Source organism: Peribacillus sp. TH27 (assembly GCF_016650915.1).
GTDB classification, from domain to species: Bacteria; Bacillota; Bacilli; order Bacillales; family DSM-1321; genus Peribacillus; species Peribacillus butanolivorans.
The window spans coordinates 36230-61563 of the sequence record NZ_JAEKEV010000001.1 but is presented as its reverse complement, the minus strand read 5'-3'; the positions used below and the strand labels follow the sequence as shown (position 1 = coordinate 61563).

Below are 25334 nucleotides of genomic sequence, written 5' to 3'. Positions count from 1 at the left end.
AAGTATATGGTTCTTCATTTATTCGTTCTATCATATCCTTTACTAGAGTTTTTACTATGTATAATTAATAGAATCTATTAATTATACATTATTGCATCTATTTATGATTATCAATAAAATCTATATTAAATGAAATAATGTATTAATAAATAAAATCATATAACCTAAAATTTGATACCCGGTCGCCTTCTACCCTTTTGAATTACGTTCTTGATTATAAAAGTGGCTGATAGCTGAAGGTATTGCTGAACAGGAGCATATTAAAGATATCCCCCTGTCAGTGCTGGAAAAGTTGAAGTTGATCGAAGCCCAATCTTTTATAAAATTTTTGGAACGGAGAGATATCCCTATCAATAAGATGGAAACAAAAAAAGCGGGAAAAAAACTGATACAATTCGACCTGCAATCGCTTCTGCAGCTACCCCTACTATAGGTCTTACATAATATGTGCCAACAGCCGTAGCCGCTGCTTCTACACCTTTCTGATTGACGGCACCATAATCTTCGTCTGTTTAAGTATTGGTTGTTCTTCCGGCATGACATTTCCTCTCCTTGAAGTAATTTCTGTTAGTATGTCCCTAACTCAAGCATACTTTCAAGAAGTTACCATTCAATTTGGTTTTGCTATACTACTAAAAAATAAAAAAACACCTAGCTAAGTAGGTGTTCTGTAAAGTAAATGATTGTTATTCTAGTAAATCTATTAATTTCTCAGTGTTGTAGGCCATGAGTGAATATTCGTTTTCTTTCCTTATATGGGTAAAATCGTATTTTTCATAGAAACCTCTTGTTTTAGAAGTAGACTCAAGAACTATAAGTGTACACCCAGACCTTTTAGCAATTTCAGCACACTCTATAAAAACACATCCCAGTAAATCTTCTCCATATCTTTTCTTTCTATATTTTTCATCAACCGCTATGTAGTGAAGTCTTATTGCTGGTATTACCTTAACCTGGTCGGGAAGTTTAACCTGCAGTTCTAGTCTTTTCTGTTTGTTCATCTTAATTGTATCATTGAACAAAGAATAGAACCCGACCAAATTCTTTTCATTATCAAAGAATAATCGGGTTCTTACAAAGTTACGATCCATTAAATTAATTGATTCTTCTTTTAAAAAGGAATCTACTTTGTCTTCATCACTGCATTTAAACTGATGTATTTTATCTATATGTTGATGTTCTAAGGGGACTCCTTCTAGTCCAAGATTACTTTGCATTCACTTAGTCCTCGGTTTTATTCCGTTTATAATTTTTGAATATCGATTTAATAAAGTCACTAGGCTCTTTAGGATTATTTATGATCTCGATGATTTTCTTGATCTCCCTGTTTTCGGATACCTTAATATTATCGATTGGTTTAGTAGCTGGAGCAATCATATCATTGTCCTCCTTGTCGCACATCCTACCCCTCCTAATATTTTACCTACATAAAATATTAAACAGTAGTAGTCTGCTTTCCTTTAATTAAATTATACCAAATTTTTCATTAAAAAGGTAATACTTTAAGGAAAAGTGTCATATACTAGTTGTTTGTTTATATACTACAAATATGTTTTAGACTATCTTATCATATTTTCACATAAAACAAAGAATATTGTAGTTCGATTATTTAATACCCTTGGGATCCCTAATGAAAACCAAAAGATTACTTTTCATCTTCTTCAGCCAACTGCAATCAAAACCATGTGAATAAAAATCACCTAATCCACCAGAATCAATAACAATTCTTTTATCATACTCAGAATGAATTAAAGTATTTGAGTCACTAAATTCTCCTGTATATAATTGGTGGTGATGCCTACGCATTCGTTAAAATGTGCAAGTGATTCATTATTTTCCATGTTCATTCCATCTAAATAATTGATGATCCTGTATGATATTCGGGATACAGTACCCCCATAAAGACTTCTACAATTACTTTAATATCGACGATAATTTAAGCTCTATCCACTTACTAATACTTATTTCTTCTTGTTCGGCTATTTTTGAAATCCTGTCTAACAATTCGATAGGTAATTCAAAGCTAGTTTTTCGATATGGACTACGTAATATCAAAGTATCATATTCATGATGCATTTCTCCATTGATTAAATACGGTAAGATATCAGCAATACCAAACACCTCAGATATTAACGGCTTTTCTCCTGCCCTGACGTAGAGTAAAACTGTTTCATTTTGTTCTCTAAGTCGAATGTTTTCCATTCCCCAAATTTCATATAAATAGTCAATGAAGGGATAAAATACAACTTCGTTTTTTGGAACCTGAAGCTCAACATAGCCTTTATAATCCAAAGTAGGTTGGTGGATCGAATATGATGACTTTAAGCTATAATTTTTAATTCCTTCTTCATACGTTAACCATTTTTGGATATTGGGTAGGTAGAAACCAAATACACTATCTTCATTACGAACCACACGTGCCTCTGGTATTTTAGTTGAATGAAATCTTTGATACAAAACAATGTCATTTTTTGAATCATAATATTCATATTTTTTGGGCCGCTGTGTTTCAGATGGTTTGAGTGCTTTCTCTGCTTCATAATAGTCTGTTTCCGAAATTACATAAGTGATTCTTTCATCACCATAAGGGACGGCCTTAGCTTTTATCGAACCATCTTGTATATACTTATAAATACTTTGTACAGATAACCCCAATTTCTTTGCAACCTCATTAGGACTCATGCCAGTAGGGAAAGATTGCTTTTCATATACTAGTCGATCCACTTCCGCTTTTTCATAACGGGCCTCTTTGTGTAATCGATGTGGGTCCCGAATTTTAATGATTTTCTTCTGCTTTCCATAATGGTAGACAGTTGCCTTGGATACGCCTAATAAATCAGCTACTTCTTTTTGTGTATACCATTCCACTTTATCCCCCTCCCATCCTTCTTTATTATCCGTTACTGTTATTGGAACATCCCGTTGGTTCCCATTCGTCAATTCCTCATGATACAAGACTGCTTCCGCCTGGCCAAATTTTACACGATATTGGAGACGTGGGTGTTCGATCACTTCCAAAATCACGCCTTCTTTTTTTTCAAATTGTTTAAAGTAGTAAAAACTCTCTGGGTCTTCTTCTTCCGTACATGTTAGGAGAACAAAAACCGTTTCCCCCATTTCATAAGATGCAGTCTGCGTGTTTTTTTCATAGTTTAGTTTATTCATTATTTGTCTATTCACCTTTTATCTTTTATTGTTATATCTCTATTATCTCATGAATTACTAATTATTTCATGTATCAACGATAATCTATAATATAGATTTAAATAAGTAATATTATAGATTTATTTTATATTTACCAATATAGATTTATTATTCGAATCATATATTATTATTATATTAGCTGAATCTGATTATATAATAATTATGGTGAACCTAAATAAAGATAGGATTTATTTAGGTATTTCATAATTAATTACCTCTTGTCATTTGTTATAATGTAAGTAGGATTCATAACATAGAGAGTATTTAGATATACACTTTACCTTATTAATAAGTGAATTATAAAAGTGAGGGATACAGGTATGCATGAACTGATCGAAAAAACGAAAGAGATTCAGAGCTTTGCATGGAAAAACAGTCTGTCAGACATTTCGATCAACACGTTACAAGAACGATTAGATGCGACAGAAAAGAATGGGAAAGATCCTTTTTCCGATTTTAGCGATGTAGACATGCTACAATGGTTTCTTCAACGACGAGAGCATTTAAAACAACAACATGAAAAGTCCACCCGCACCGTCCAAGCCTATGAGCGAGAGCTTATTCAATTTATTGAACAATTACTCACTTATTCGGTGGAAATCCATGTAGACTTGGAAAAAGTTGTAGACGGTTCCCTCTTTAAATCTCTATCTACCCGGCACATTCGAAGATATCAGGAATGGTTATCAGAAAAAAGCCCCTATGTCTTAAAAAAAGGAGCGTATTCCGTTGCCACATTATCCAGAAAGACAACCATCATTAAGAGTTTTTTGAAATTCCTGTTCGAATCAGGCTATATCACGGACCCCATTCATGAAGGTTTCTTTAAGGTAAGTATTCGTAAAGATGATCGGCCAAACCGTGATTTGGGACCAAAGGAAGTCATTCAGCTACTTGATTACTTCAGGGAAATCAACCACCCCATCGTTTTTTCGATTATTCATATTCTAACCATGACAGGCATGCGTAATGAAGAGTTTACAAGACTCCGAGTCAAGGATCTTCAATATGATTCCATTACCAGCTCGTATTTTTTAGAGGTCCTAGGTAAAGGAAATAAAAAAAGGCAAATACCATTGAAAGAAAAAGGAATGAATAGTATTCGAATGTTCCGTTCAGCTAGAGGAATCGACGATATAGACGCAGCAGAAGGGGACGACCCGCTCTTTACGACCAATACCGGCCGTGCCTACTCTCCCTCTTATTTGTCTCAATACATAACAAAAGCCATTAAAGAGAGTGGATTGCCTTTTTTGAAGTTTCGTTCTTCTTCCATTGGTCCTCATACATTTAGGCATGCTTTTGCCATCATTTCTCACTTAAATGGAGTGGATGTCTATCAGATTATGAAGAGTCTGGGACATGAGCAGCTATCCACTACAGAAATTTATTTGGAGAAGGTTTTTGAAAAAGAACGCCATGCGATTCATTTGTGGAAATCAGATGTGTTTGGGGAGTATATATAATAGAAGAAACTCGTCATATTTAGAGAAGTTTTTGCTGGATTTTGGGACTTAAGTCAGGCGTTGCTGGAGCGGAAATAATTGGAATGACTGATATTGCTATCATGAAACAGACGGGACATAAAACGTGGAAGATGGTCGATCGGTATGTTCTCAGGCTGGGACACGTTATAAAATAACGCCAGCAGCATCTTGAAGATTATATAAGGTAAAAGACTCTTTCTTTTACCCTATATAATAGAAGACACTCGTCAAAGATTATATGATTTTTCTGTTTGGATTGAAATAATTTAGTATTTCTAGGAAGCTCTTTAATGAAATAATTGGGCAATGGGCTTGGAAAATAAATTTATTTTTGACTGAGAGTTAATCTAAGACAATTGAATAAGCAACTGTAAATCCTGTTCCAAGTAATCTGTTATCAATTTACTAATTTCCCTGTCGTCTTCCACAAGCAGAATACGCTTTTGCATACTTCCACATCCATTCATTTGTGTTAACAATGCAAATTAATCTCATATCATTTTTATCTATTACTTTATTTCTATACTTTGTACATAATTCTTTCCTCAACTAAATGACCCTTAACGGAACAACTTTATTAAGAGATTCAATATTCTCTTAACACCCTGTAAAATTGGAATTTATTTGAATATGGTCCCATATTTCGCTTTTGGTTGTCATATCCCATATTTAGTTGGAGGGTACCTTGAGGATCATTTTTGAATCTCTTAGTGCTATCTTAAAAAAGTCCAACTCACTTGTGATACGGTTCACCGCATCTACTAAACCAGCGGTTTTTCCAATTAGATGAGGGTTGGGATTTAAAATGAAGTTTAAATGATTAAAGATAATAACAAAAGGGAGTTGAGGTAGGGTCAAATAGATTGTTGATGAAAAAACTGTATTACCATGAATGGAAGTATGTCTTTTATAACATAAAAAAACAGATTTCCTTTTTAAGGAAATCTGTTTTTTTACTATTCGGCTTTCACTAAAATTTTCACTTGATTCCTTTCTTTTAGTAAAGCCTCAAAACCCTCTTCAATTGCGTCATCAAGCTTAATCCGTTTAGTTACTAATCTATCAGCAGGGAAGTAACCTTGGGCCATTAAACTAATAACTGCAGGGAATACATTGCGGTACCCGATAATGCCATTTATTGTACGCTCTTTTAGAACAATATTTTGAGGATGAATAGAGGCCTCTTTTTCAAAAATACTTACAATCATAGTTTCTCCACCATTCTGGGTAGAGTTAATTGCTTGAGTCAAAACCGGGGGAACTCCAGTAACTTCATAAGAAACATCTACTCCTCCGTTTGTCAGCTTTTGAATTTGTTCCACAGGATCACATTGACTAGGATCGATACCAATAGCACCAAGTTCTTCCGCCTTTTTTCTCCGCTGTTCAGATAACTCAACTGCATAAATTTCTGATGCACCTGATGCTTTTAGTGCTTCAATAACTAAAAGTCCGATAGGACCAGTTCCAAAAACAGCAGCTTTATCTCCTACTTTCAATTTGCTCTGACGTACAGCATGAAGAGCTACCGCTGATGGTTCAACAAGTGCCCCCTGCTCATAAGACACCACTTCTGGAATTTTATGAAGCATTGCTTCTGGAACCGCTGCGTACTCTGAGAAACCGCCGCCGCCGCCAGCAAGACCATAAAAGCCCATTTTCTTACAAAGATTATACGTCCCCTGTTTACAAGCCGCACATTTACCGCAGGCATAAATTGGCTCAACAACCACACGATCACCAACCTGAACCTTTGTTACTTCTTCTCCAACTTCAACAACTCGTCCAGAAAATTCATGTCCCAATACGATAGGAGCTTTGTCCCCGCTTAATGGATGTGGTGCCTCAGTTGGAATAAAAATCGGTCCAGCAGTATATTCGTGTAAATCACTTCCACAAATCCCGCACCATTCTACTTTAATTTTTACTTTATCTTTTTCTGCAGTCGGTTCTTCGATATTATCTAACCGTAAATCTCTTACTCCATGCCATCTCAGAGCTTTCATTTTTTCCTCTCCTTAAGTGTTAATAATTCCTATCATTATTGAGTTATACATTTACTGCATTGAAATCCAGACACTCTTTACTTCTGTATAATTATTAAGTGCATAGGAGCCCATTTCACGTCCAATATCTGATTGTTTGTATCCGCCGAATGGAGAGGCTGCATCGAATGCATTGTAGCAGTTTACCCATACGGTTCCCGCACGAAGCTTGCTGGAGATATAGTGAGCTTTAGCCACATCGCGTGTCCACACACCAGCTGCCAGTCCATATTCACTATTGATGGCACGATTAATTAATTCATCAATATCGTCATATGGCATAGCAGCGATAACCGGTCCAAAGATTTCTTCCTTAGCGATTGTCATTTCATCCCGTACATCTGCAAAAATAGTGGGGGAAACAAAGTAACCCTGTTCCTGAGGCTTATTACCACCTGTAACAAGCTGTGCACCTTCATTTAGTCCCTTTTCAATATACCCAAGTACACGGTTTTGCTGTTCGATGGAAACCAGCAGTCCAATTTGTGTATCCGTAAAAATTCCGGAGCCTTGTTTAATTCTTTTCGCATGTTCAGCCATATCTGCTACAACATTATCAAATTGCTTCTTTTGAATAAATACTCGGGAACCTGCACAGCAACCTGTCCTTAGTTGAACATAACACCGTTAAGTGCCCCTGGTATTGTCTTTGTTAAATCAGCGTCGGGAAGGATGATGTTTGGCGACTTTCCGCCAAGCTCAAGGGTAACTCGCTTCAAGTTTTAGACGCGCTTGACATGATTAGCTTTCCAACCTCAGTAGAACCGGTAAAAGCAATTTTATCGACTAAAGGATGGTTAACAAGAGGCTGACCCTGCGGTTTTACCAAAACCAGGTTTTTCTCTTACCGTTGTAAATTGTCTAAATCCTGACGCTACCCCTTTTTAGTTTAAAATGATCCTATGCAAAAAGAGATTAACAATAGATGGCTATTCATTAACTGTTAATCTCTTTTAATACTTTTATTAGAGAACTAGTAAATATGGTGTCTCAATATATTTGACTAAGACATTTAGGAATTCTGCTGCTTGAGCACCATCTGCTATTTGATGATCGAAGGTGAGACTAAATGGAATTTTCTTAACGGATTTAACTTTGCCCTCTTCATCTAAGATTAATTCATCCTGGAAAGCCCCTACTCCTAAAATACCTGTTTCTGGTGTATTCAAAATAGGTGTAAAGTATTCAATTCCACTGGCTCCAAGGTTTGTAATGGTAAATGTTGAGCCAGTTAGTAAATCTCCGCCTGCCTGACCGTTTCTTGCTTTCGTCGATATTTCTTTTATTTCTTTTGCCAGAGTACCGATTGTTTTTTGCTGGGCATTCTTAACGACAGGGACTAACAAGCCATCGTCCAAAGAAGTTGCAATACCTAGATGAACCTCATCAAACTCTGTCAATTTGCCATCCTGGTAGTGAGAATTCATTTTCTTCAAATCTCGTAAAGCTAGAACCGTTGCTCTAGCAACCAATACAGTCAAAGTAAGTTTGACATCTAAATCAGCAGACTCAATTTCTTTCCTTAGCACTTGTTGGAAATCAATTAAACGATCAGCATTTGCCTTTCGATGTAACGTTAATTGAGCGGTTTGTCCCAAACTTCTACGCATATTGCGAGCAATCGCTTTTCGCATCGGACGCAGACCTTCACCTACGGATTCATCATTGGCAGCAGGTGTAGCTAGGGCTGCTGCAACTTGTGACTCTGCTTGATAATCGTAACCATCCGCTAGAACACGTTGGATATCTCGTTTTGTAATTCTAGCGTTTCCACCGGTACCCTTAATTAAATCAATATCCAGATTATTTACTTTAACCATTTTTCTCGCTAATGGAGTAATGAATATCCGGTTACCTTTTACTTTTTTTCCTTCGGTTTTTTTCACTTTAGCAGGTTGATCAATAGCTTCCGCTTCTACAGGGGCTGTTGCTGTTTGCTCAACTTGTAATTCATTCGTTACAACCACTTCGTCTGCTTCTCCAATCACAGCTATTGGAGCACCGACTTCTAGTTGTTCTTCAACCTCCGCATTTTTAATGAGTAAAGTACCCGATATCGGAGCTTCAACTTCTTGGTTTAATTTTTCTGAACTGATCATTAAAACCGCTTCGCCTTCGTTAACAGGATCTCCCACTTCTTTATACCATTCAACAATGGTACCTTCAGTCATCGTCATTCCTAATTTAGGCATTACGATTGTTTCACTCATTTCGCTTCACCTCCTATTTCATTACATGTTGTTTTTTCAAGTCAGCAATTAACTCTTCTGCAACAGTCAATACTTTTTTTGCATCCGGAATATAGGCCTGTTCCAAATTAAACGCAAATGGTACCGGTGTATTTGGTGCACATACCGTTTTAATCGGACCATCTAAATAATCAAAGGCTTTATCCGCCACTACTGATGCAATATCAGTAGCTGTGTTGTTATGTGGATTTGACTCATCAATAACGATTAGTCTTCCCGTTTTCTTCACCGATTCCAACACAGTTTCTTGATCCCAAGGGGCAACCGTCCTTAAATCAATGACTTCCACTGAGATTCCATCTTTACCTAATGTTTCTGCCACTTCATGGGCTACTCGAACCATTTTACCAATCGCCACAATCGTAAGGTCCGTTCCTTCTCTTGTCACATTGGCTTTACCAATTTCAATTGTATAATATTCTTCAGGCACATCGCCTTTAATGCCATAGAGGGTTTTATCTTCCGAAAAAATGACTACGTTATCGTCTTCAATCGCTGCTAGCATCAACCCTTTTGCATCATATGGATTGGAGGGAACGACTACTTTAACTCCCGGAATAGAACCGAACATTCCATACAAAGTTTGGGAGTGTTGGGCAGCTGCTCCTGCTCCTGCACCATGTACTGTCCGAACAGAAAGTGGGATTTTTGCTTTTCCGCCAAACATATATCGCATCTTTGCACCTTGATTTAAGATTGGATCTAAAGCAAATCCGATGAAGTCGTTAAACATCAATTCGGAAATGGGACGTAATCCTGTAGCAGCTGCACCGACTGCTGCACCAAAATAACCGTGTTCTGCGATCGGTGTGTCAATGACACGTCCGCGACCGAACTCTGTTACCATTCCTTTGGATAATCCGAAAACCCCACCAAATGCATCATCATAACGTCCATCGTCTTTGATTAAATGGTCGACTTCAGCACCGCCAGCAACATCCGTACCAATTAAGATAACAGTTTCATCTTTTCGCATTGCTTGTGTCATCGCTTCAGTAATAGCAGTCATAAAAGTTACTTGTCTTTTTGTCATTTTTCATTCCCCCTATTCTTATGCAAATATATCCGTATATAAAGTTTCTAAATCTGGTAGTGGGCTTGCTTCTGCAAAAGCAACTGCTTCTTTGATCGTTTCTTTAGCTTGTGCTTCAATACCATCCGCCTCTTCTGCTGTCATCCAACCATTTTGAACCGCTTTTTCTCTGAATTCGATAATTGGATCACGGTCTTTATTTGGATCGTTATCCGTTTTGTATTTTTGTTCGTCCCCTTCAAAGTGACCATATTTCCGGTATGTATCACATTCAATTAAGGTAGGACCGTTACCTGACTTTGCCCTTTCGATGGCTTCTTTTGTAGCATTGTAAACAGCCTCAACATCCATACCATCCACACGTACACCAGGCATATTATAAGATGATGCTCTTTCAGAAACGGTTTCAGATGCACTTGCATATCTAAATGGTGTACCCTCACCAAATTGGTTATTTTCACAAACAAAAATGACCGGTAAGTCTAAAATAGAAGCTAGATTTAGACCTTCATGGAATGTTCCTTCGTTTGACGCTCCATCACCAAAGAAGCAAACCGCGACATTGTCTTTTCCTAGAGTCTTAATGGTAAGAGCTGCACCAGCTGCTAAGCCGAAACCACCCCCAACAATTCCATTGGCACCTAGCATTCCTTTACCAACATCGGCAACATGCATGGATCCACCTTTTCCTCCGCCTAAGCCATCTTTTTTACCCATAATCTCTGCCATCATGCCTTTAATATCACAACCTTTTGCAATCGCATGTCCATGTCCACGGTGGGTACTGGTAATATAATCTTCATCATCTAATAGTGCCATTACTCCTGTTGCAACAGCCTCTTCTCCTGCATACAAATGGACAAACCCTGGAATTAAACCTTTTCCGAAAGTACGATGCACATCTTCTTCAAAAAACCTAATCTCATTCATTTTTTGATAAATCCAAAGGACTTCTTTCTTTTCCATTTATTATTCCTCCCTTTATGTTGTTTACATATGAATTGCTTGTTTAAGTAAAGCGTTTGCATTTTCTCCAATCGCTTCAGAAATGGCAGGATGGGCATGCACCATGCTTGCTAGCTCATTCATCGTACCTTCTGAGTGCTTCATGGCCAATATTTCTCCAATTAACTCTGTTGCATTCGCCCCAACAATAACGGCGCCTAGTATTTCCTCATATTGATGATCCGAGATAATTTTGATAAAACCTTCCGTTTCCCCCATCGCAATGGCTTTCGCGTTTCCTGCAAGGTTAGATGTGGTTATTTTCACATCATAACCGGCATTCTTAGCTTGTTCTTCATTGAGCCCGAACGAAGCGATTTCAGGATGTGTATAGACACATCTAGGAATTTTCGTTTGATCTAGAGGTTGAGGATGATCGCCATTCATGGCATGAACCGCAATGAGACCTTCTGCACTTGCTGCATGTGCCAATTGATAGCCTCCTACCAAATCTCCAACTGCATAAACGTGTTTTTTGCTAGTTTCATAATCATCATTAACTGCCACAAACTTGTTTGATGCATCCATTTTTAGGTTAAGTTCTTTTGTCACTTCAATATTTGGTTTTCTTCCAGTTGCCACCAAAAGAGTGTCAAATGAGATTTCTTGATCCGCTAAAATGACCTTCCCTTTTTGTACTTCCTGGATTTTGGCTTTTATAATGGTTTGTATATTTTTCTTTTGCAATTGCTTTTTAATGATTTTTCGTGCGTCAAGGTCTTCAGTTAATAGAATGTCAGGAGCCACTTCGATAATGGTCACCTTTGTTCCTAGTGGGGCCATTGCGAAAGCTAACTCTATTGAAATGACCCCGCCGCCAATGATCGTCATGGACTTTGGTAGTTCCTTCAAGTCAAAGAATGAATCGGTAGTGTGGTAGTTTATTTTATCCAAACCTTTAATAGGAGGGATAAACGGTGTGCTTCCTGTTGCTAATAAAATATCTTTACCTTTGATTTTGCCGTCTCCAATGGAAACAACTAAAGCATCCGAAATCAACGCTTCTCCTTGAAAAAAGGTAATGTTGTTTTTCTTTAACAGATGCTGAACACCACCGGTCAACGTCTGTACGACTTGATCTTTACGTTTCATTAATTTTGGAAAATCAATCGATAATTCACCGGTTTTAATGCCCCAGCTATTTGCCTTTTGAATTTCTTCAACCATTTCACTATGTCTCAATAATGCCTTTGAAGGAATGCAACCGACATTCAGACATGTTCCGCCTATTTTCTTTCTTTCGACGATCGCTACCTTCTTGCCCAATTGTGCAGCCCGAATGGCGGGAACATATCCCCCAGGTCCTGCACCAATGACAACTACATCAAATTCTTTCATTTCTTTTCATCACCTTGCTTTCGTCTTAAAGTGAAAGTTAATTACACTCATATATAATGCAAGTGGCGTGCCAACTTTTATAAAATAGATAAAAACGCTGTCATAACAATGTGGTTCCTCTTCCTTTGTATTTTCACTCATCTTTAAATTTTGTATCAATGAGACGGATAGTGTCTCACCTGTCTCACTGTCTCTATACAAAAAATCCTCCATTTTATCCTTCTCAACTGAGAAAGGTATAAAATGGAGGATTTTTTTAAATTTAGCTTTTTACTTTTTTGCTATTCCAATCTTCAGCAGTCAGCTGATACTGTTTGATTTTTCGATACATGGTAGCGCGAGAAATATCAAGGATTTTTGCGGCGTTTGTGACATTTCCATCCTCCTTAATCATCGCTTCAATAAGTCTTACCTTTTCGTCTTCTACTACCTGGCCTTCAAGCAATTCTGGAGGCAGGTCGAATGGGGATAGGCTATTTCCTTCCATATTAAAAAGAGATTGTTGAACGACATTTTTCAATTCCCTAATATTCCCTGGCCAATGATATTGTGTCAGGTACTGCATGGTATCTGATTGTACTACAATGTCACGTTTTCCAAATTCTCCACTCATTTTTTTTATGAAGTGGTGGACCAATGCAGGGACATCGCCGATTCTTTCACGTAAAGCAGGAATTCTCAATTGGATCACATGAAGACGATACAATAGATCCTCGCGAAATTCACCTTTTTGTACAGCTTCCTTTAAATTTTTATGAGTAGCCGCAATGACACGTACATCAAGCGGAATCAGTTTGTCCCCACCCAGTCTGGTGACCACCCTTTCTTCCAATAACCGAAGCAGGTGGACTTGCAAATTCAACGGCATATCACCAATTTCATCAAGGAAAATCGTACCTCCCTGAGCTAATTCAAACTTTCCGGGGCTTCCTTTCGATTTAGCTCCGGTGAATGCACCTGGTTCATAACCGAATAATTCACTTTCAAGCAATCCATGTGGAACAGCTCCACAGTTAATCGCTACAAAAGGTTTATTACTACGATTGCTCGCTTGATGGATCGATTGTGCAAAAAGCTCTTTACCCGTCCCTGTTTCACCTGAGAGAAAAAGAGTGGAATCAATTAACGATGCTTTTCGTGCTTTTTTTACGATATCTGTAAATTCCTTTGAGGAACCTATCATATCGTCAAAACTATAGCGGGTTGTATTAGAATGGGTTGAACGAGTTATTGTAGGTTTTTGCGATATTAATGTGGGGGATTCCGTATTTTTTCTAAAAAATATAACAGCCCCCAAATTTTCAGTCTGGAAAGTGACAGGATAAATGGAGCAAATGAATTTTTGCTTATTTTTATCCATACTTACTTCTTCTCTCAGAATTTTCTGTCCATTTTGCAAAACAAAATCTATGAGACTATCTAATTTAGGGATATTTTTAAGAGTTTGAATATTGCTTAGAATGGAATGTGATCTAGCAGCAACATTTTTATCCACAATACTTTTACCGCCATTCACAATAAATACAGCATCTTCTACACCTTCCAAAGCAGTGTTTAAAAATAAATGATTACTCAAAGCATATTTAAAAAAATAATGATTAATAGACTTAGAAATATTTTTCGCTTCTGAAACGATGTACTTAATCTTTTGTGAATTCATCTGAATTTCGTATCCTGCAATATTCATAATTCCAAGCAGTTCATTTGTAAACGGGTACAAAATAGGGAAAGCTACACAAAACCAATCATGATGTTTTTCACAATAATGTTCCGAAAACAAAACTTGGGAGAACTGTTTCTTTTTTAGCACAAGCCCAACCGCATTTGTTCCTGCCGATTGCTCACTCCAAGTTCCACCATTAAAAATATTTATCTTCTCCGCCTTTTTCAAAACATTCCTTTCACCGCTTGAATATAAAACAGTACCGTGATTATCTGCAATGGAAAGCATCGTTTTAGATTCAATTAAAATATCGGATAATTTATTTATTTTTGGTGTAGCATAAGTAAGTAATTCTTCATTTTTCTCGAGTCGATCTTTCAATTCGTTCTCGTTAATAATTTCTTGAATTCTGTTTTGAAAAGGACTGATGCCTAGTTTCTTTGAATTCTCCCAGGAATCAATGATGTCATCACGTACGCCATCACCAGTATATTGTCCCAACTCCTGGAATCGTTTCCAAAGTTGATTAATAGAAGGATTATAATCTATGGGTCCAACTAACTCTCTTGTAAGTTTATGTTTCATTTAAATGCCCTCCATAACATAAATTTGCTAATTCTTCACATAATTTTTTTACTTCTTCTATTTGGTCCAAGATATTATTATTCACTTTTCTCAAATTATCATATAAAGCAAAAATACCCGCAAATGAAAGGCCTAGTATCTGTTAATTCTTTCTCTCTTTCTGCAGATGTCAGTGTCTCATTTTCTCCCGAAATTTCTTCTTCTTTCGGCTCGATACCTATATTCAAATCAATTTGTTTAGGCTCATCAACACTTTCTTTAACTTTTGTCTCCTCTTTCTTTGCCTTTTCCAGGCTCTTTCTCAATGTATCGAATCTGCTAGTTTCTTAGATTTCACTTCAAGTCTAAATTCTCTTTCTTCATCCGATGAAAGCATATTCTCCTCCGTTCAGTTATTTAATTACCTTGAATCCTACAAGCATTCGGCTAATACGGTCTAATTTATAGACAACCACAGTATCTCCCTCGCGTAACACTTTTAGAAGCTCATCCAACTGAGGACGATTTCTTTTCTTTCCTGATTCCTTTTCTTCAAAAATCTGATCAACTCCAAAATGATTTAAAGAATCAAGTTGTAACGACAATGATTGATCTTGTGTACTAACGCGTGCATATCCAAAATTCAACATAATTACCCTTTCTGAATCCTTCAACTATACCAAAAAGGGGTATGAAACGTATGCTCAGAAATGGAGATGTTCAATTGGCAATGAGTTAGTTAGGATCGTAAAATCTTTTTTACTTTAAATTTCACGAGTGAAAAGTAAGGTTGTTGTTCCGTAGTCAATATAAAGGGTGTCTCCATTTTCTACAAATTCGGATGCCCGCTTTGCAATTCTTCTTTTTTCATTTTCATTCGTACTTTAACGATTAATGTAGCTTGTCTCTAAGTTTGCTTTGTTTAGAATTGCGCCCCATGGACTTTGCGAACAAGCCCTTTTCCTCCAACTCATATAAATCTTTTCGTATTGTTTCTCGCGTTACGTTTAACTCTCTGCTGAGTTCCAAAATTTTGACTGTTTTAAATTCATGTAGTTGTTTCATGATTTCACTTTGTCTATCTTGTGGAAGCATTTCTCCACCTCCAAATTTTATTCTATTTACATTATAGAACAAGTCAAAGACTCTTCGCCTGTCCATTCAATTGCACTAACAGCGCCCCAATTACCACAAATTTTTATAAGTATACATAGTCATGAGATTAAAAGGGGGAACAAGTCATCCAGACGACTTGCTCCCCCACTTTTTCAATAATTACTTATTGTATTCAAAAACCCAGCATGAATTTGCTGCATATCTCCATCTTTATATTTTCCAATGTTATAAATCCAAACTTCGGTAAAGAAGACCAAATAGCTTAAATCCTCCATGAATCTCTCGAACCCTTTTATAAAGCCTTTATGTTCTCTTGGATGATTCTTGCGATAGCATTAAAATCATACTTATGGTTGACGACATCTACAACAAAATCCTGTTCTTCTTCTATTCCCATTAGCCATTGATAATGATTGATCTTTAGAAACATAATAAGGGAAGCGAGTGCTGTCCTCTTGTTTGCGTTGTGGAAAGCATGATTTTTAGAAATGGATTCGAATAAGGCTGCAGCCTTTTCATGAATAGATGGGTAAGCATCATTCTCGAAAACAGTTTGTCTGGGTCTGTTCACTGCAGAATCAAGGAGGCCGGGATCTTTCACCCCGATTTGTTCAGTAGGAGAATATACTTTTATTTGAATGGCATTGATAGCAATAATTTGATTGGTGGAAAGATAGATAATATCCAATGTCATATTACCTATCCACCAATCCCTTGAATGCTTCGTCATGTTCTTTTATAACATCTGATAACATTTCCATAAATTCCGCATCTACACCTTTAGGTAATTTCACATTTTTATTTTTCCTTAAAATGATTTCTTCACCCTTGAACTCAACCTCTAATTCGTCACCAAAAGCTAAATTTGCAGTTTTCAACATTTCAACTGGAAACGTAATACCCAAGCTATTTCCGACTTTAGTTAATTTCCTAATGGCCATTATTCATTCCTCCTTCAAAAGAAAGTTATAATTGTTATTACTATTATAACATTGGTCTTTATGGTTTATACTACTTTTATCTGGTATCTGTTATTTTTTTGATTACATAAAAAAACTTGCAGATTTAGACCCTAAATGGGACCTTATTCTACAAGCTGAACAACCTCCATTATCCCAGCAATTCTAATATAAAATGGTACAGCCAATATTATATTATCTTATGAGCAAGTAATGATCATGTTACCTTAGGTTGGACCAGTCTGCCCAAGCTACAGTTTATCTAATGGTTAAATCAATTATCTATTTATATATACGCAAGAAAACCAGAGCAGAATATATGCCCCGGTTCTCTTACTCCTTTATTCTTTAGCTGATTATATAACTTCACTTTTTTTCTCTACATCGATTAAGTCTTGGTCTTCTACGATTTCCTTTTGATCACTAACATCATATTTCGCAGGGGATTTTGCAATTTTGAAGAGCGCAATCAATACACCGAGCTCTAATATCAGAGCCGGGACACCACCAAGATTAGAGAGCATAGCCACTAAATTTTTCACCTAATCCAACACGCATGGCATCTTGTAAACATGTTCGGGAAATAGTTGTTATATCACCCAATTCACTTGCTTTAAACGCCACTTTTTCTATAAGATCATTCATTTCTTGTCTTAATAATTGAAAACTTGAAATTATCGCCATCCGGATCGCTGTGTGACAAACATCTGAAGTAGATTGAGATGCATTTACATGCTCTGTTGGATGAATGGGTGTATACCCGCCTTTTTCCACGCCAAAAGCCGCATTAGCAAAATTGACAATCACTTCATTGACGTTCATATTTGTTCCGATCCCACCGCCGCCGTGTAATACATCAATTAAAAACTGATCTCCATTTGCTCCAGATAAAAGTTGATTACAAGCAGAAGATATCTGTTCACCCACTTCTTTTGATAACACTTTAGCTTCAACATTTGCAGCAACAGCTGATTTTTTTACAATCAAAAGTGCTTTCACATAAAGTGGGTATTGCTGAAGCGTTCGATTTGAAAACGACAAATTTTCAATTGTTCGTACTGTGTTAATTCCATAAAGAGCCTCTTTAGGAATTGCAACCTTTCCGATTGCATCCTCTTCTACTCTCATATTGTTCAACACACTTCACCTTCTTCGTACACAAATTAAAACTTAAGATAAACAGTTTTGATTTGTAAAAATTCTTCAAATCCATGTTTTCCATCGTCGCCGCCAGTACCCGATTGTTTCAAACCTGCGTGATATTTGTGTGGAAAAAGGCAACGATGAAATTTGAGGAGAAGCTGCAAGAGAAAATTGACGAGACATACCAACAGATTCAGGTCATCACAAATAAAGAAGATTACGAACTCTTTTGAAACAGAATTTGAAGCCTTGATTCTCTATAATACATTTTTAACGGAACAAAAACCGAGTTACAAAAAAGATATTCGTCATGCAAGTAACTGGATATATGATGAACACAAGGATGAATAAACTTGTCCAAATAACCGTAAGGTTTTATTTAAACGTTATTCGACCCGCACGGATAAAAATGGCTTCACGCGTGAATTTAAAATTTATGAATGCGAGGACTGTTCAGATTGCCCATTGAAATCGCGTTGCTCAAAGGCAGCAGGAAATCGTCAGGTGCATTATAACCCGATTTATGAAGAACTAAAAACGAAAGCAAAAGTGAACCTTTGGTCTGAATCAAATGCACAAATCTACGCTCGACGAAAAAATCGAGGTTGTGAGTGTTTTTGGTCACATCAAGGGCAATAGGTCGTTCCGTCGATTTTCGCTTCGGGGAAAGTCCAACCCGAGTTTGACATCGTAGGCCATGGCTCAGAATCTACTGAAGGTAGCTGGCTTTCGCCAGTTACTTACAATGAATAATGATAAAACTAGAAAAACAGGTGAAGAAAAACGAATCGTTTTTCTTCACCTGTTTTATTTTAGGGACTTATTAGACAGCCCCTTTTCTCAATATTAGTATTCTCATTCATAGAAGCACAATTTATAGAAAGCTCGGGCAGAATACTTACAATCAAGGTTTAACTAATAAAACTGTAAAATGAGTAGGTGATAAAAAGTCTGGATGTCCTTTCTTGATTTCATGTGTTTATTGGGAAGTTTATAATTTCTACCGTTTTTGAATAATTCCTTGTTTTCTCAAAGTGCCTAATAATCAACAAGTACTAAAGTATTCACTATTTCTTAAAAGATTATAAGTATATATACTATCTGAAGTAGAGCATAAACTGTAGTATTTCCAATTCAAAGTACACCAAGATGCATGGGGCTCTTGATAATGTTTATTTTAAAATTAAATCCTATCCATTTTTTGTATGATATCCAAAATCTATTTGTCAATAATAGTCTTGATACTTCCCTCATTTTGTATAGTAGTATGAATGGTAAGCTTCATTTCTAGATTGGGATAATATTTCTTTCGCCAGTCCTTCAATTCCTCATAAGGAATTTTATTTCTGTAGTATTGTCCCAAACCGAAGACATCTGTTTCTTGCTTTTGAAACCGTTTCAGCATTCCATCAAAACGATTTACCATTACCTTTTCAAGCTCTTTTTTAATTATTGCATTGGAAACTTTTCCTCTTCTCTCTTGAATAACTACATCTAAACGAATCGTTGAGAACATATATGGAATATGATTTCTTAGTTCTCCTTTATGAAAACCTGTATTTCCAACAATCATGATGGTTGCATGTTCCATTACTTCTACCCTTCCCTTCATACTGTTCCCATGAAAGGCATTAAAAAGGAGGGTTTCTTTAGGATCCATTTTAGAAACGATTTTTCCTCTTTTCATCACTGCAGAACCTGTATAAGTAACTGCAGTGTTTTCCCCTGATTTGACCATAGGAATTGCTACATTTTGAGTGTAGGAATTAAGGGCTCGATAAACATGCCATAGACGTGTTAAAGATATTTGTGGGGTCCAACCTGCATATTTCTCAAAAAAGTCATAAAGATTTATCCCTTTTTCTAGATTTTTTTTGAGTGTTAAGAAAAAAGCATCTATATTATCATCACATATTGCGATTAATGTTTTTGAAGATACTTCACGAATTCTCATAAACGTGTTAATCGGTTCTTCCATCCCTCCTTCTTCTACTAATTTTCGATCAAATATGATTATCCTTATGTGCAATAAGTCTACACTGCTTTCCATATTAGTTCTAATGTCCTCTACTGCCTTTAAAATGGTTAATCCTGTTCCTTTGACAATTGTCTGTTTCTGAACACCCTCTGAAGAAATAGGAATTTGAAGTAAGACTCTGAATTTTTCTCCCTCTTTAGTAATTCCCATTGCAATCGGAAAGGCACGATGATTAATGTCTTTAATATCCCAGCAACCACTTAATGGCATCAATATACATAGAATAAGCACTAGTTTAAAACAAATCATAATACTTCTCATGATAGTCTTTTTCTCCTTACACCGATTAGGAATATAATTAAAGGGAGTACGATTAAAATATAAAATCGGAAAGCAGTATTCCACCATAGCAACTTCTCAGTCTCTTGCCAACTAGGAATACATAAGCAAATGATAAGAATGCTAACAGATAAGGCTACAATATGATATTTTTGCTTTAATCCCGGGAAATATTGACTCATTATTATAGAGGACTGCCATAAAAGTAAGGAAGTAAGCAACATGATAAAGGTAACTAGGCTTAACGCAAAAAACAAGGTTGCCCTGTCAAATATAAGCCATTGAAGCTGAACTTTATCCAATGTGGTTATAAAGGGAAAAAGCAGCGTACTAGCCGTTTCATTTCCAAAGGTTAAAAGAGGTAAATAAACGGATAAGAAAAAAAATGGGATAAGAAAAAAGACTGCAAACATGATTTTTTTAGAGTTATACGATATTTTTTTTGGAATAAAACCTAAAAATGAAAAAACAATGGCGAAAGAAAAAAAACTTGTATAAAAGGGAGGTTCTCGAAAAAAATTAAAGCCGGTATCCATAATCGGAAATGCATTATGCCAATCAACGTCTTGAAAGCAAATCGAAAGCATAAGTAAGATTAATGGGAAAAAGATACAGAATATTAATAAGGCTGTACGTAAGATGGTTTCGATTCCTTTTACGGTGATATAAGTTGAAATAAGAATCATTAATGTAATAATTGCCCATGTAGGAGTATTCGCTAAAAAGATAATGTTGGTCACTTCTGCATAGGCGCTAACAAGTTCAATAGTAGTTATAATTAAGTAAAGAAGAACAGGAAAAAGTAATGTGAAAGAAAAAGCTTTACCTAAGGTCTTTAAAATACCGATAATATCCTGTTTTGGAAAATAAGATAGACCCTTTAGGTAAAGCCATAAAAATAGAATAAATATGACACATTGAATTAAAATCGGTTCCCAGTGACCTTTTTGTGTGCTGGCAATAATTCTTTCCGGATAAATGAAAAAAATAAGACCAAAATGAGACATTAACCCCATGCATATAACCTGAAGGCTTTTATCCAATTCCCCCCCTCCCCTTAGTTAAACTAGTGTATGGAATTCCAAATATCTCTCGACTTGCAAAGTAAGCGCTTATGAATACCAGACCGGATAATATTCCCAACACGCCATAGATTGAAGCAAAAATAACAACTACATATTTAAGTAAGCGCAGGATTAACGCATTTTGAAACCCTACAACGCTTGAATTCGCTATCGAGGTTGCTGCTACAACGATAATTAAAAGGTTGCTAACCAGCTTTGCGTCTACTACTGCTTGTCCAATGACAATTCCCCCTACCATTGTTACCGTTGGACCGATACTGAGCGGAAGCCTTATACTCGCTTCAATAATTAACTCTAAAATAAGGAGCATAATTGTAATTTCAACAAAAGGGGGATAGGGTATTCCCGCCCTGCTCTGAGCAATCGATAGAGCCAATTCAATTTTTAATATCTCAGGATTTACAGCAACAAGGGCCACATAAAGAGCTGGAAATATAAGGGTAACCAAAGCGCCAAGAACACGTAAAAATCGGATGGCGCTCATAATTGGGTAAGCATAGTTACGGTCATTCGCCTGGGCGAACATATCCCATAATAAATGTGGCAAGATAAGCGCAAAGGGAAAACCGTCAACGAATAGAATGACCCTTCCTTTGTTTAAACCATCTACTGCTTCCAATGGCATTTCTGTGTTATTAAACTGAGGGATAACCTCCCATTTTCGCACACCCATAAAACGATAAAGATGCTGAAGATAGAGAATATTTGTGTGTTGATTCATTTCAATATGTGAAATGATCTTTTTGATCACACCTTTATCTGCTCGGTCGTCCAAATAAACTATTGATAATTTCTTTTTTTGATCACTTCCTACCGTATAGGTTTTAACTGAGAGCTGAGCAGAGGAAACTTTTTTTCTCATTATTCCTATATTTGTTGACATATCTTCAATAAAAGAATCTAAAGGACCTTGTAATACGTTTTCATTAGCCGGCGATTCAATTGACCGACTCAATTCTTTGGGAAGTGGTTCAAATTGCAACATTATATTTTTTTCTTTTGAGTAAACAATGAGTTTACCCTGAAGAATAGACTCTATTGCTTCTTCACTATTTATTTCAACACCTTTTCTGTTGAAAAAAGTTCTTTTTACTCTTATTGAATGAATCACTTCACTGGTATCCATATCTTTTTTTAATATTTCTTTTGTTTTTATAAGGTTAACTATTGAATGTAAACCAAGTAAAAGGACTGCTTCACCATCCAAAATAAACGGTTCTATGAAAAAGTCTTCTGCATCTTTAAAAGCCTCATTTATTTCTACTATTATTGAGTTCATGACTTCTCATCTGCCCTTTCAAATCCCATTATTTCTTATTTCATTTTCCCCCTTTGCTTGTTATTTATACAAATACCAAACTAGGTAAAATATGACGTCTGAGATATGTTTTTTAAAGCCACAACCACATATTCGCATGTGCACATTGCATTAGAAATAGTTCATTCAGAAAAGGAGGGGTAACGCTTCGGGGCATTTTTTTAGTTAAGCTTTGAAACGAGAAATCATCTCCTGCAATTCCTCCGACAATCTGGTCAAGGAAATTGTTGCATTTGGAACCTCCTCAATTGAGTCCAATTGCTGCTTCCTAGCAGCAGCTGCTGTTTCAGTACCAGATAGCGTTTCCTGTGACCCTTCAGCAATTATTTCTATGGTTTGCTGTAGTTCTTCAAAACCATTCTTTATAAACTGGGTAGAGGCTGCCACTTCTTGAATCTGAGATGTACCTGCTCAATTAAAATTAAAATTTCTTCAAAGTTTGTTACTGTTTCTTCAGAATGCTTTTTTCTTCTCTTACAATTTGAATATTATTAACGGTCTCGTTTGATTCATTTTGGATGATTGAAACAAGCTTATGGATATTATTTGCAGATTGTTTGGTTTGATCGGCTAATTTTCTAACCTCTTCTGCAACAACTGCGAATCCTTTTCCATGCTCCCCGGCTCTAGCAGCCTCAATTGCAGCGTTTAATGCAATTAAATTCGTCTGACCTGAAATATCAGTAATTAGAGTGGAGATTTCTTTAATTTTTGTCGCGCTAAATACTAAGGGGGTGAGTCCTTTATCCGCCATGTCAACAGACAGATTGATAGATTTCATCTGCTCGAGCATTCAGCTGCTGCCAAACGCCGCGCCGATAATGCCTTGAACCGATTTTTCAAGATGACAATCGGATTCACAGCAGCATGGTTCTTGGCGCCCGCCAGAGCTTGAACACGTTTTCCGTTAGAGCTGTACCCTGTTGGTAATCTTGGTCTGCCCCTTGTGCTTTCCAGATGGTTTCTTTTAAATTTAAACCTGCTTTTTACGATTTGGAGAGGGTGTTGATAGTCTCTGAGGTCGCAGACCTCTGCGAAATGACAATCCCTTTATTTTTCGCAACCTATCTCACTTTATAGAATTAATACGACATAGTTAAATCGTTATATAAATAAGTCGTGCGACCCAATCCATTTTCAGGACCATTTCTGGATATGTGATATTTCCTACCCATACATAAGCCAACAGCAGCCATTCTGGTTAATTACTCTTTGATATAGATCAACGAACATGGCTGTCATTTGAATGAGGGATTATGTTCAATAAAGTGGAAGCCGTTTTAATAAATTCAGCCATAAATATTGTCCAATTTAAAAAGGATTGCCAGTGGCAACCCTTTTTTCTAAATATTAGTATTCTCACTCATATTAGCTTGAAAATAATGGAGGAAATGTTTCAGTCCTTTTGACTTAATTAAACAGAAGCTTCTTTTTTAACATTTAGTAATTTAAAGAATTCTTTCATAAAACCTGGGAGATCTGGCCAAGCATGCCCTGACACGATATTGCCATCAACATGAAGCATTTCTTCCACGTATGTAGCTCCTGCAGCTTCTATTTCGGGTCTACATGCCGTATAAGCTGTCATCTCCCTGCCCTTTATATATTCTCTTATCGTTGTTAATACCAGTTGTCCGTGACAGATAACTCCAAGTGGTTTATTTTCTTTTAAAAAATGGGCGGTTATATCTTGTACTTTTTTATTCATACGAATATATTCAGGAGCACGGCCCCCAGGAATAATAAGTGCGTCATAATCAGTAGGTTCAATCTCATCAACCGAGGCATGAGATTCAATTTTATATCCCCATTTTTCTGTAAACGTTTCCATTTCAGGCAAAAAATCATGAACAACTGTCTGGAGACTTTTTTTCACAGGTGAGGCAATTGTGCAATTAATATTTTCTTCGATACATCTATAATATGGATAAAATACTTCCAATGCCTCTACAGCGTCACCAGTTATAATAAGAACGTTCTTACTCATTTTTCATCACATTCCTTTTCTGAAATTTTTTTAAAATTCATAAGCATCCTTAAAATTATATTTTCGTCAATGTACTTTCATCAGCGGAAGGCAAATTATATCGAGCCTCTAATAAACCGCGACAATAATGAGCATTAAACTCCATATTCATTCGTGATCCTTTGGCACCTCGCAGATAATCATCAAACCCTTCTTCAGTTATCTCTTTATCTTCAGGAGTGGTTATGGCTAAGAGATTTAAGTAATTCGACGTTTTTTTCTTTTCCAGGTATTTTTCTCTAAGTAACTTCCCTTCTACAGATAAAGGCAGTTCATAAAGCTCTTGGATCGATAAATTGATGATTTCTTTCTTTGACATGCCATTTTGAAGTAAATATCTTATAAGTTTCTCTTGCCTTGCATAGAAAGCTTTTATCTGGAAAGTCTTACGTAATTCATCAAGATCTCCATCAGATAAACTACTAAAGGATTCGCTAAAGGATTTACCTGAAGTTGCTCCTTGGTTGATTTCATCCGAAGCACAGTGATCTAATAAAGTTACTTTAACTTCATTTACCCAGTCTAATTCAGCCACATACTTCAGTATATCTTCGGCCATGATATATGCGAAGTTAGGTGAACACCAGTAAGTTGGTAATCGAAAAACTACTTCGACAACGTTTTCTTTTATTACCGTGTGATCGATAAATCCTAATTCAGTTAAAGGCCGATCCAATTCTGGATCATAAACTTTATCAAGCATGCTATAAACCTGTTTTTCTTTGTTCATAAAGTTCGATGCACCTCTCTTTTTCAATGATTGAGGCAAAACTTTAACATGA

Annotated in this window: 23 protein-coding genes and 5 pseudogenes; 3 read left to right on the top strand and 25 right to left on the bottom strand. The window is 36.4% G+C overall.

The window, feature by feature from the left end:
- Positions 1–686 precede the first annotated feature (686 nt).
- From JFU24_RS00350 to JFU24_RS00340, 3 genes are all read right to left on the bottom strand, one after another.
- The gene (locus JFU24_RS00350) at positions 687–1217 is read right to left on the bottom strand and encodes a GNAT family N-acetyltransferase (RefSeq protein WP_201249236.1); all 531 of its coding nucleotides are present in this window, start codon (positions 1215–1217) and stop codon (positions 687–689) included.
- Positions 1218–1221: 4 nt separating this feature from the next.
- Positions 1222–1401, bottom strand: a complete 180-nt coding sequence (locus JFU24_RS00345) for a hypothetical protein (RefSeq protein ID WP_201249235.1) — start codon at positions 1399–1401, stop codon at positions 1222–1224.
- A 513-nt stretch (positions 1402–1914) separates the two neighbouring features.
- The gene (locus JFU24_RS00340; protein WP_242485215.1) at positions 1915–3165 is read right to left on the bottom strand and encodes a helix-turn-helix domain-containing protein; all 1251 of its coding nucleotides are present in this window, start codon (positions 3163–3165) and stop codon (positions 1915–1917) included.
- 359 nt (positions 3166–3524) lie between these two features.
- On the opposite strand from JFU24_RS00340, the gene JFU24_RS00335 reads away from it, so the two are divergent.
- Complete coding sequence (locus JFU24_RS00335) at positions 3525–4670, top strand: tyrosine-type recombinase/integrase (protein ID WP_201249234.1); 1146 nt, start codon at positions 3525–3527, stop codon at positions 4668–4670.
- A gap of 41 nt (positions 4671–4711) precedes the next feature.
- Positions 4712–4846 carry a hypothetical protein gene (locus JFU24_RS30600; protein ID WP_274608115.1) on the top strand — a complete coding sequence of 45 codons (135 nt, stop codon included), beginning with the start codon at positions 4712–4714 and terminating at the stop codon, positions 4844–4846.
- An 801-nt stretch (positions 4847–5647) separates the two neighbouring features.
- Here the strand turns inward: JFU24_RS30600 and JFU24_RS00325 are convergent.
- The 16 genes and pseudogenes from JFU24_RS00325 to JFU24_RS00250 all read right to left on the bottom strand — a co-directional run bounded on the left by JFU24_RS00325 (position 5648) and on the right by JFU24_RS00250 (position 17791).
- On the bottom strand, positions 5648–6697 hold the full coding sequence (locus JFU24_RS00325; protein WP_201249233.1) for a 2,3-butanediol dehydrogenase: 1050 nt from the start codon (positions 6695–6697) through the stop codon (positions 5648–5650).
- Positions 6698–6748: 51 nt separating this feature from the next.
- Positions 6749–7572, bottom strand: a pseudogene (locus JFU24_RS00320) (aldehyde dehydrogenase family protein); the annotation flags it as partial.
- A gap of 129 nt (positions 7573–7701) precedes the next feature.
- Positions 7702–8946, bottom strand: a complete 1245-nt coding sequence (locus tag JFU24_RS00315) for a dihydrolipoamide acetyltransferase family protein (protein ID WP_201249232.1) — start codon at positions 8944–8946, stop codon at positions 7702–7704.
- A 13-nt stretch (positions 8947–8959) separates the two neighbouring features.
- Positions 8960–10018, bottom strand: coding sequence for an alpha-ketoacid dehydrogenase subunit beta (locus tag JFU24_RS00310; protein ID WP_056519793.1), 1059 nt, complete (start codon positions 10016–10018; stop codon positions 8960–8962).
- Positions 10019–10036: 18 nt separating this feature from the next.
- A complete protein-coding gene (locus JFU24_RS00305; RefSeq protein ID WP_056519792.1) occupies positions 10037–10984 on the bottom strand; it encodes a thiamine pyrophosphate-dependent dehydrogenase E1 component subunit alpha in 948 nt (315 codons plus the stop codon).
- A gap of 24 nt (positions 10985–11008) precedes the next feature.
- Positions 11009–12361, bottom strand: coding sequence for a dihydrolipoyl dehydrogenase (lpdA, locus tag JFU24_RS00300; protein WP_144551417.1), 1353 nt, complete (start codon positions 12359–12361; stop codon positions 11009–11011).
- 9 nt (positions 12362–12370) lie between these two features.
- Complete coding sequence (locus tag JFU24_RS00295; RefSeq protein ID WP_201249231.1) at positions 12371–12574, bottom strand: hypothetical protein; 204 nt, start codon at positions 12572–12574, stop codon at positions 12371–12373.
- A 49-nt stretch (positions 12575–12623) separates the two neighbouring features.
- Entirely contained in the window at positions 12624–14609 is a 1986-nt protein-coding gene (locus JFU24_RS00290; RefSeq protein WP_201249230.1) for a sigma-54-dependent Fis family transcriptional regulator, read from the bottom strand.
- A gap of 98 nt (positions 14610–14707) precedes the next feature.
- Entirely contained in the window at positions 14708–14914 is a 207-nt protein-coding gene (locus tag JFU24_RS00285; RefSeq protein ID WP_201249229.1) for a hypothetical protein, read from the bottom strand.
- 117 nt (positions 14915–15031) lie between these two features.
- A pseudogene (locus JFU24_RS00280) lies at positions 15032–15235 on the bottom strand (recombinase family protein); the annotation flags it as partial.
- Between the two features lie 117 nt (positions 15236–15352).
- Positions 15353–15454, bottom strand: a pseudogene (locus JFU24_RS31120) (DeoR/GlpR family DNA-binding transcription regulator); the annotation flags it as partial.
- Between the two features lie 25 nt (positions 15455–15479).
- A complete protein-coding gene (locus tag JFU24_RS00270) occupies positions 15480–15683 on the bottom strand; it encodes a DeoR family transcriptional regulator (RefSeq protein ID WP_063597005.1) in 204 nt (67 codons plus the stop codon).
- Positions 15684–15996: 313 nt separating this feature from the next.
- A complete protein-coding gene (locus JFU24_RS00265) occupies positions 15997–16398 on the bottom strand; it encodes a type II toxin-antitoxin system death-on-curing family toxin (protein WP_144551424.1) in 402 nt (133 codons plus the stop codon).
- Between the two features lies 1 nt (position 16399).
- Entirely contained in the window at positions 16400–16645 is a 246-nt protein-coding gene (locus JFU24_RS00260; protein WP_048689328.1) for an AbrB/MazE/SpoVT family DNA-binding domain-containing protein, read from the bottom strand.
- A 374-nt stretch (positions 16646–17019) separates the two neighbouring features.
- Positions 17020–17193 (bottom strand): hypothetical protein, encoded by a 174-nt coding sequence (locus JFU24_RS00255; RefSeq protein ID WP_201249228.1) that lies wholly within the window; start codon positions 17191–17193, stop codon positions 17020–17022.
- Positions 17177–17791, bottom strand: a complete 615-nt coding sequence (locus JFU24_RS00250) for a lyase family protein (protein ID WP_242485231.1) — start codon at positions 17789–17791, stop codon at positions 17177–17179. Before JFU24_RS00250 ends, JFU24_RS00255 begins: the two co-directional genes overlap by 17 nt.
- 378 nt (positions 17792–18169) lie before the next feature.
- Between JFU24_RS00250 and JFU24_RS31115 the strand changes: the two are divergent.
- Positions 18170–18445: pseudogene (locus JFU24_RS31115) on the top strand (transposase); the annotation flags it as partial.
- Between the two features lie 580 nt (positions 18446–19025).
- Here the strand turns inward: JFU24_RS31115 and JFU24_RS00240 are convergent.
- The 6 genes and pseudogenes from JFU24_RS00240 to JFU24_RS00210 form a co-directional block, all read right to left on the bottom strand.
- Positions 19026–20105 carry a Ger(x)C family spore germination protein gene (locus JFU24_RS00240; protein WP_201225431.1) on the bottom strand — a complete coding sequence of 360 codons (1080 nt, stop codon included), beginning with the start codon at positions 20103–20105 and terminating at the stop codon, positions 19026–19028.
- Positions 20102–21166: a GerAB/ArcD/ProY family transporter gene (locus JFU24_RS00235; protein WP_201249226.1), complete on the bottom strand. Its 1065-nt coding sequence runs from the start codon at positions 21164–21166 to the stop codon at positions 20102–20104. The genes JFU24_RS00240 and JFU24_RS00235 overlap by 4 nt, the downstream gene beginning before the upstream one ends.
- Positions 21159–22487, bottom strand: a complete 1329-nt coding sequence (locus JFU24_RS00230; protein ID WP_201249225.1) for a spore germination protein — start codon at positions 22485–22487, stop codon at positions 21159–21161. Before JFU24_RS00230 ends, JFU24_RS00235 begins: the two co-directional genes overlap by 8 nt.
- 204 nt (positions 22488–22691) lie before the next feature.
- A pseudogene (locus tag JFU24_RS29845) lies at positions 22692–23319 on the bottom strand (methyl-accepting chemotaxis protein); the annotation flags it as partial.
- 621 nt (positions 23320–23940) lie between these two features.
- Positions 23941–24513, bottom strand: coding sequence for a DJ-1/PfpI family protein (locus JFU24_RS00215; RefSeq protein ID WP_056519773.1), 573 nt, complete (start codon positions 24511–24513; stop codon positions 23941–23943).
- Positions 24514–24568: 55 nt separating this feature from the next.
- The gene (locus JFU24_RS00210; protein ID WP_201249222.1) at positions 24569–25282 is read right to left on the bottom strand and encodes an iron-sulfur cluster assembly protein; all 714 of its coding nucleotides are present in this window, start codon (positions 25280–25282) and stop codon (positions 24569–24571) included.
- Positions 25283–25334: the final 52 nt, after the last annotated feature.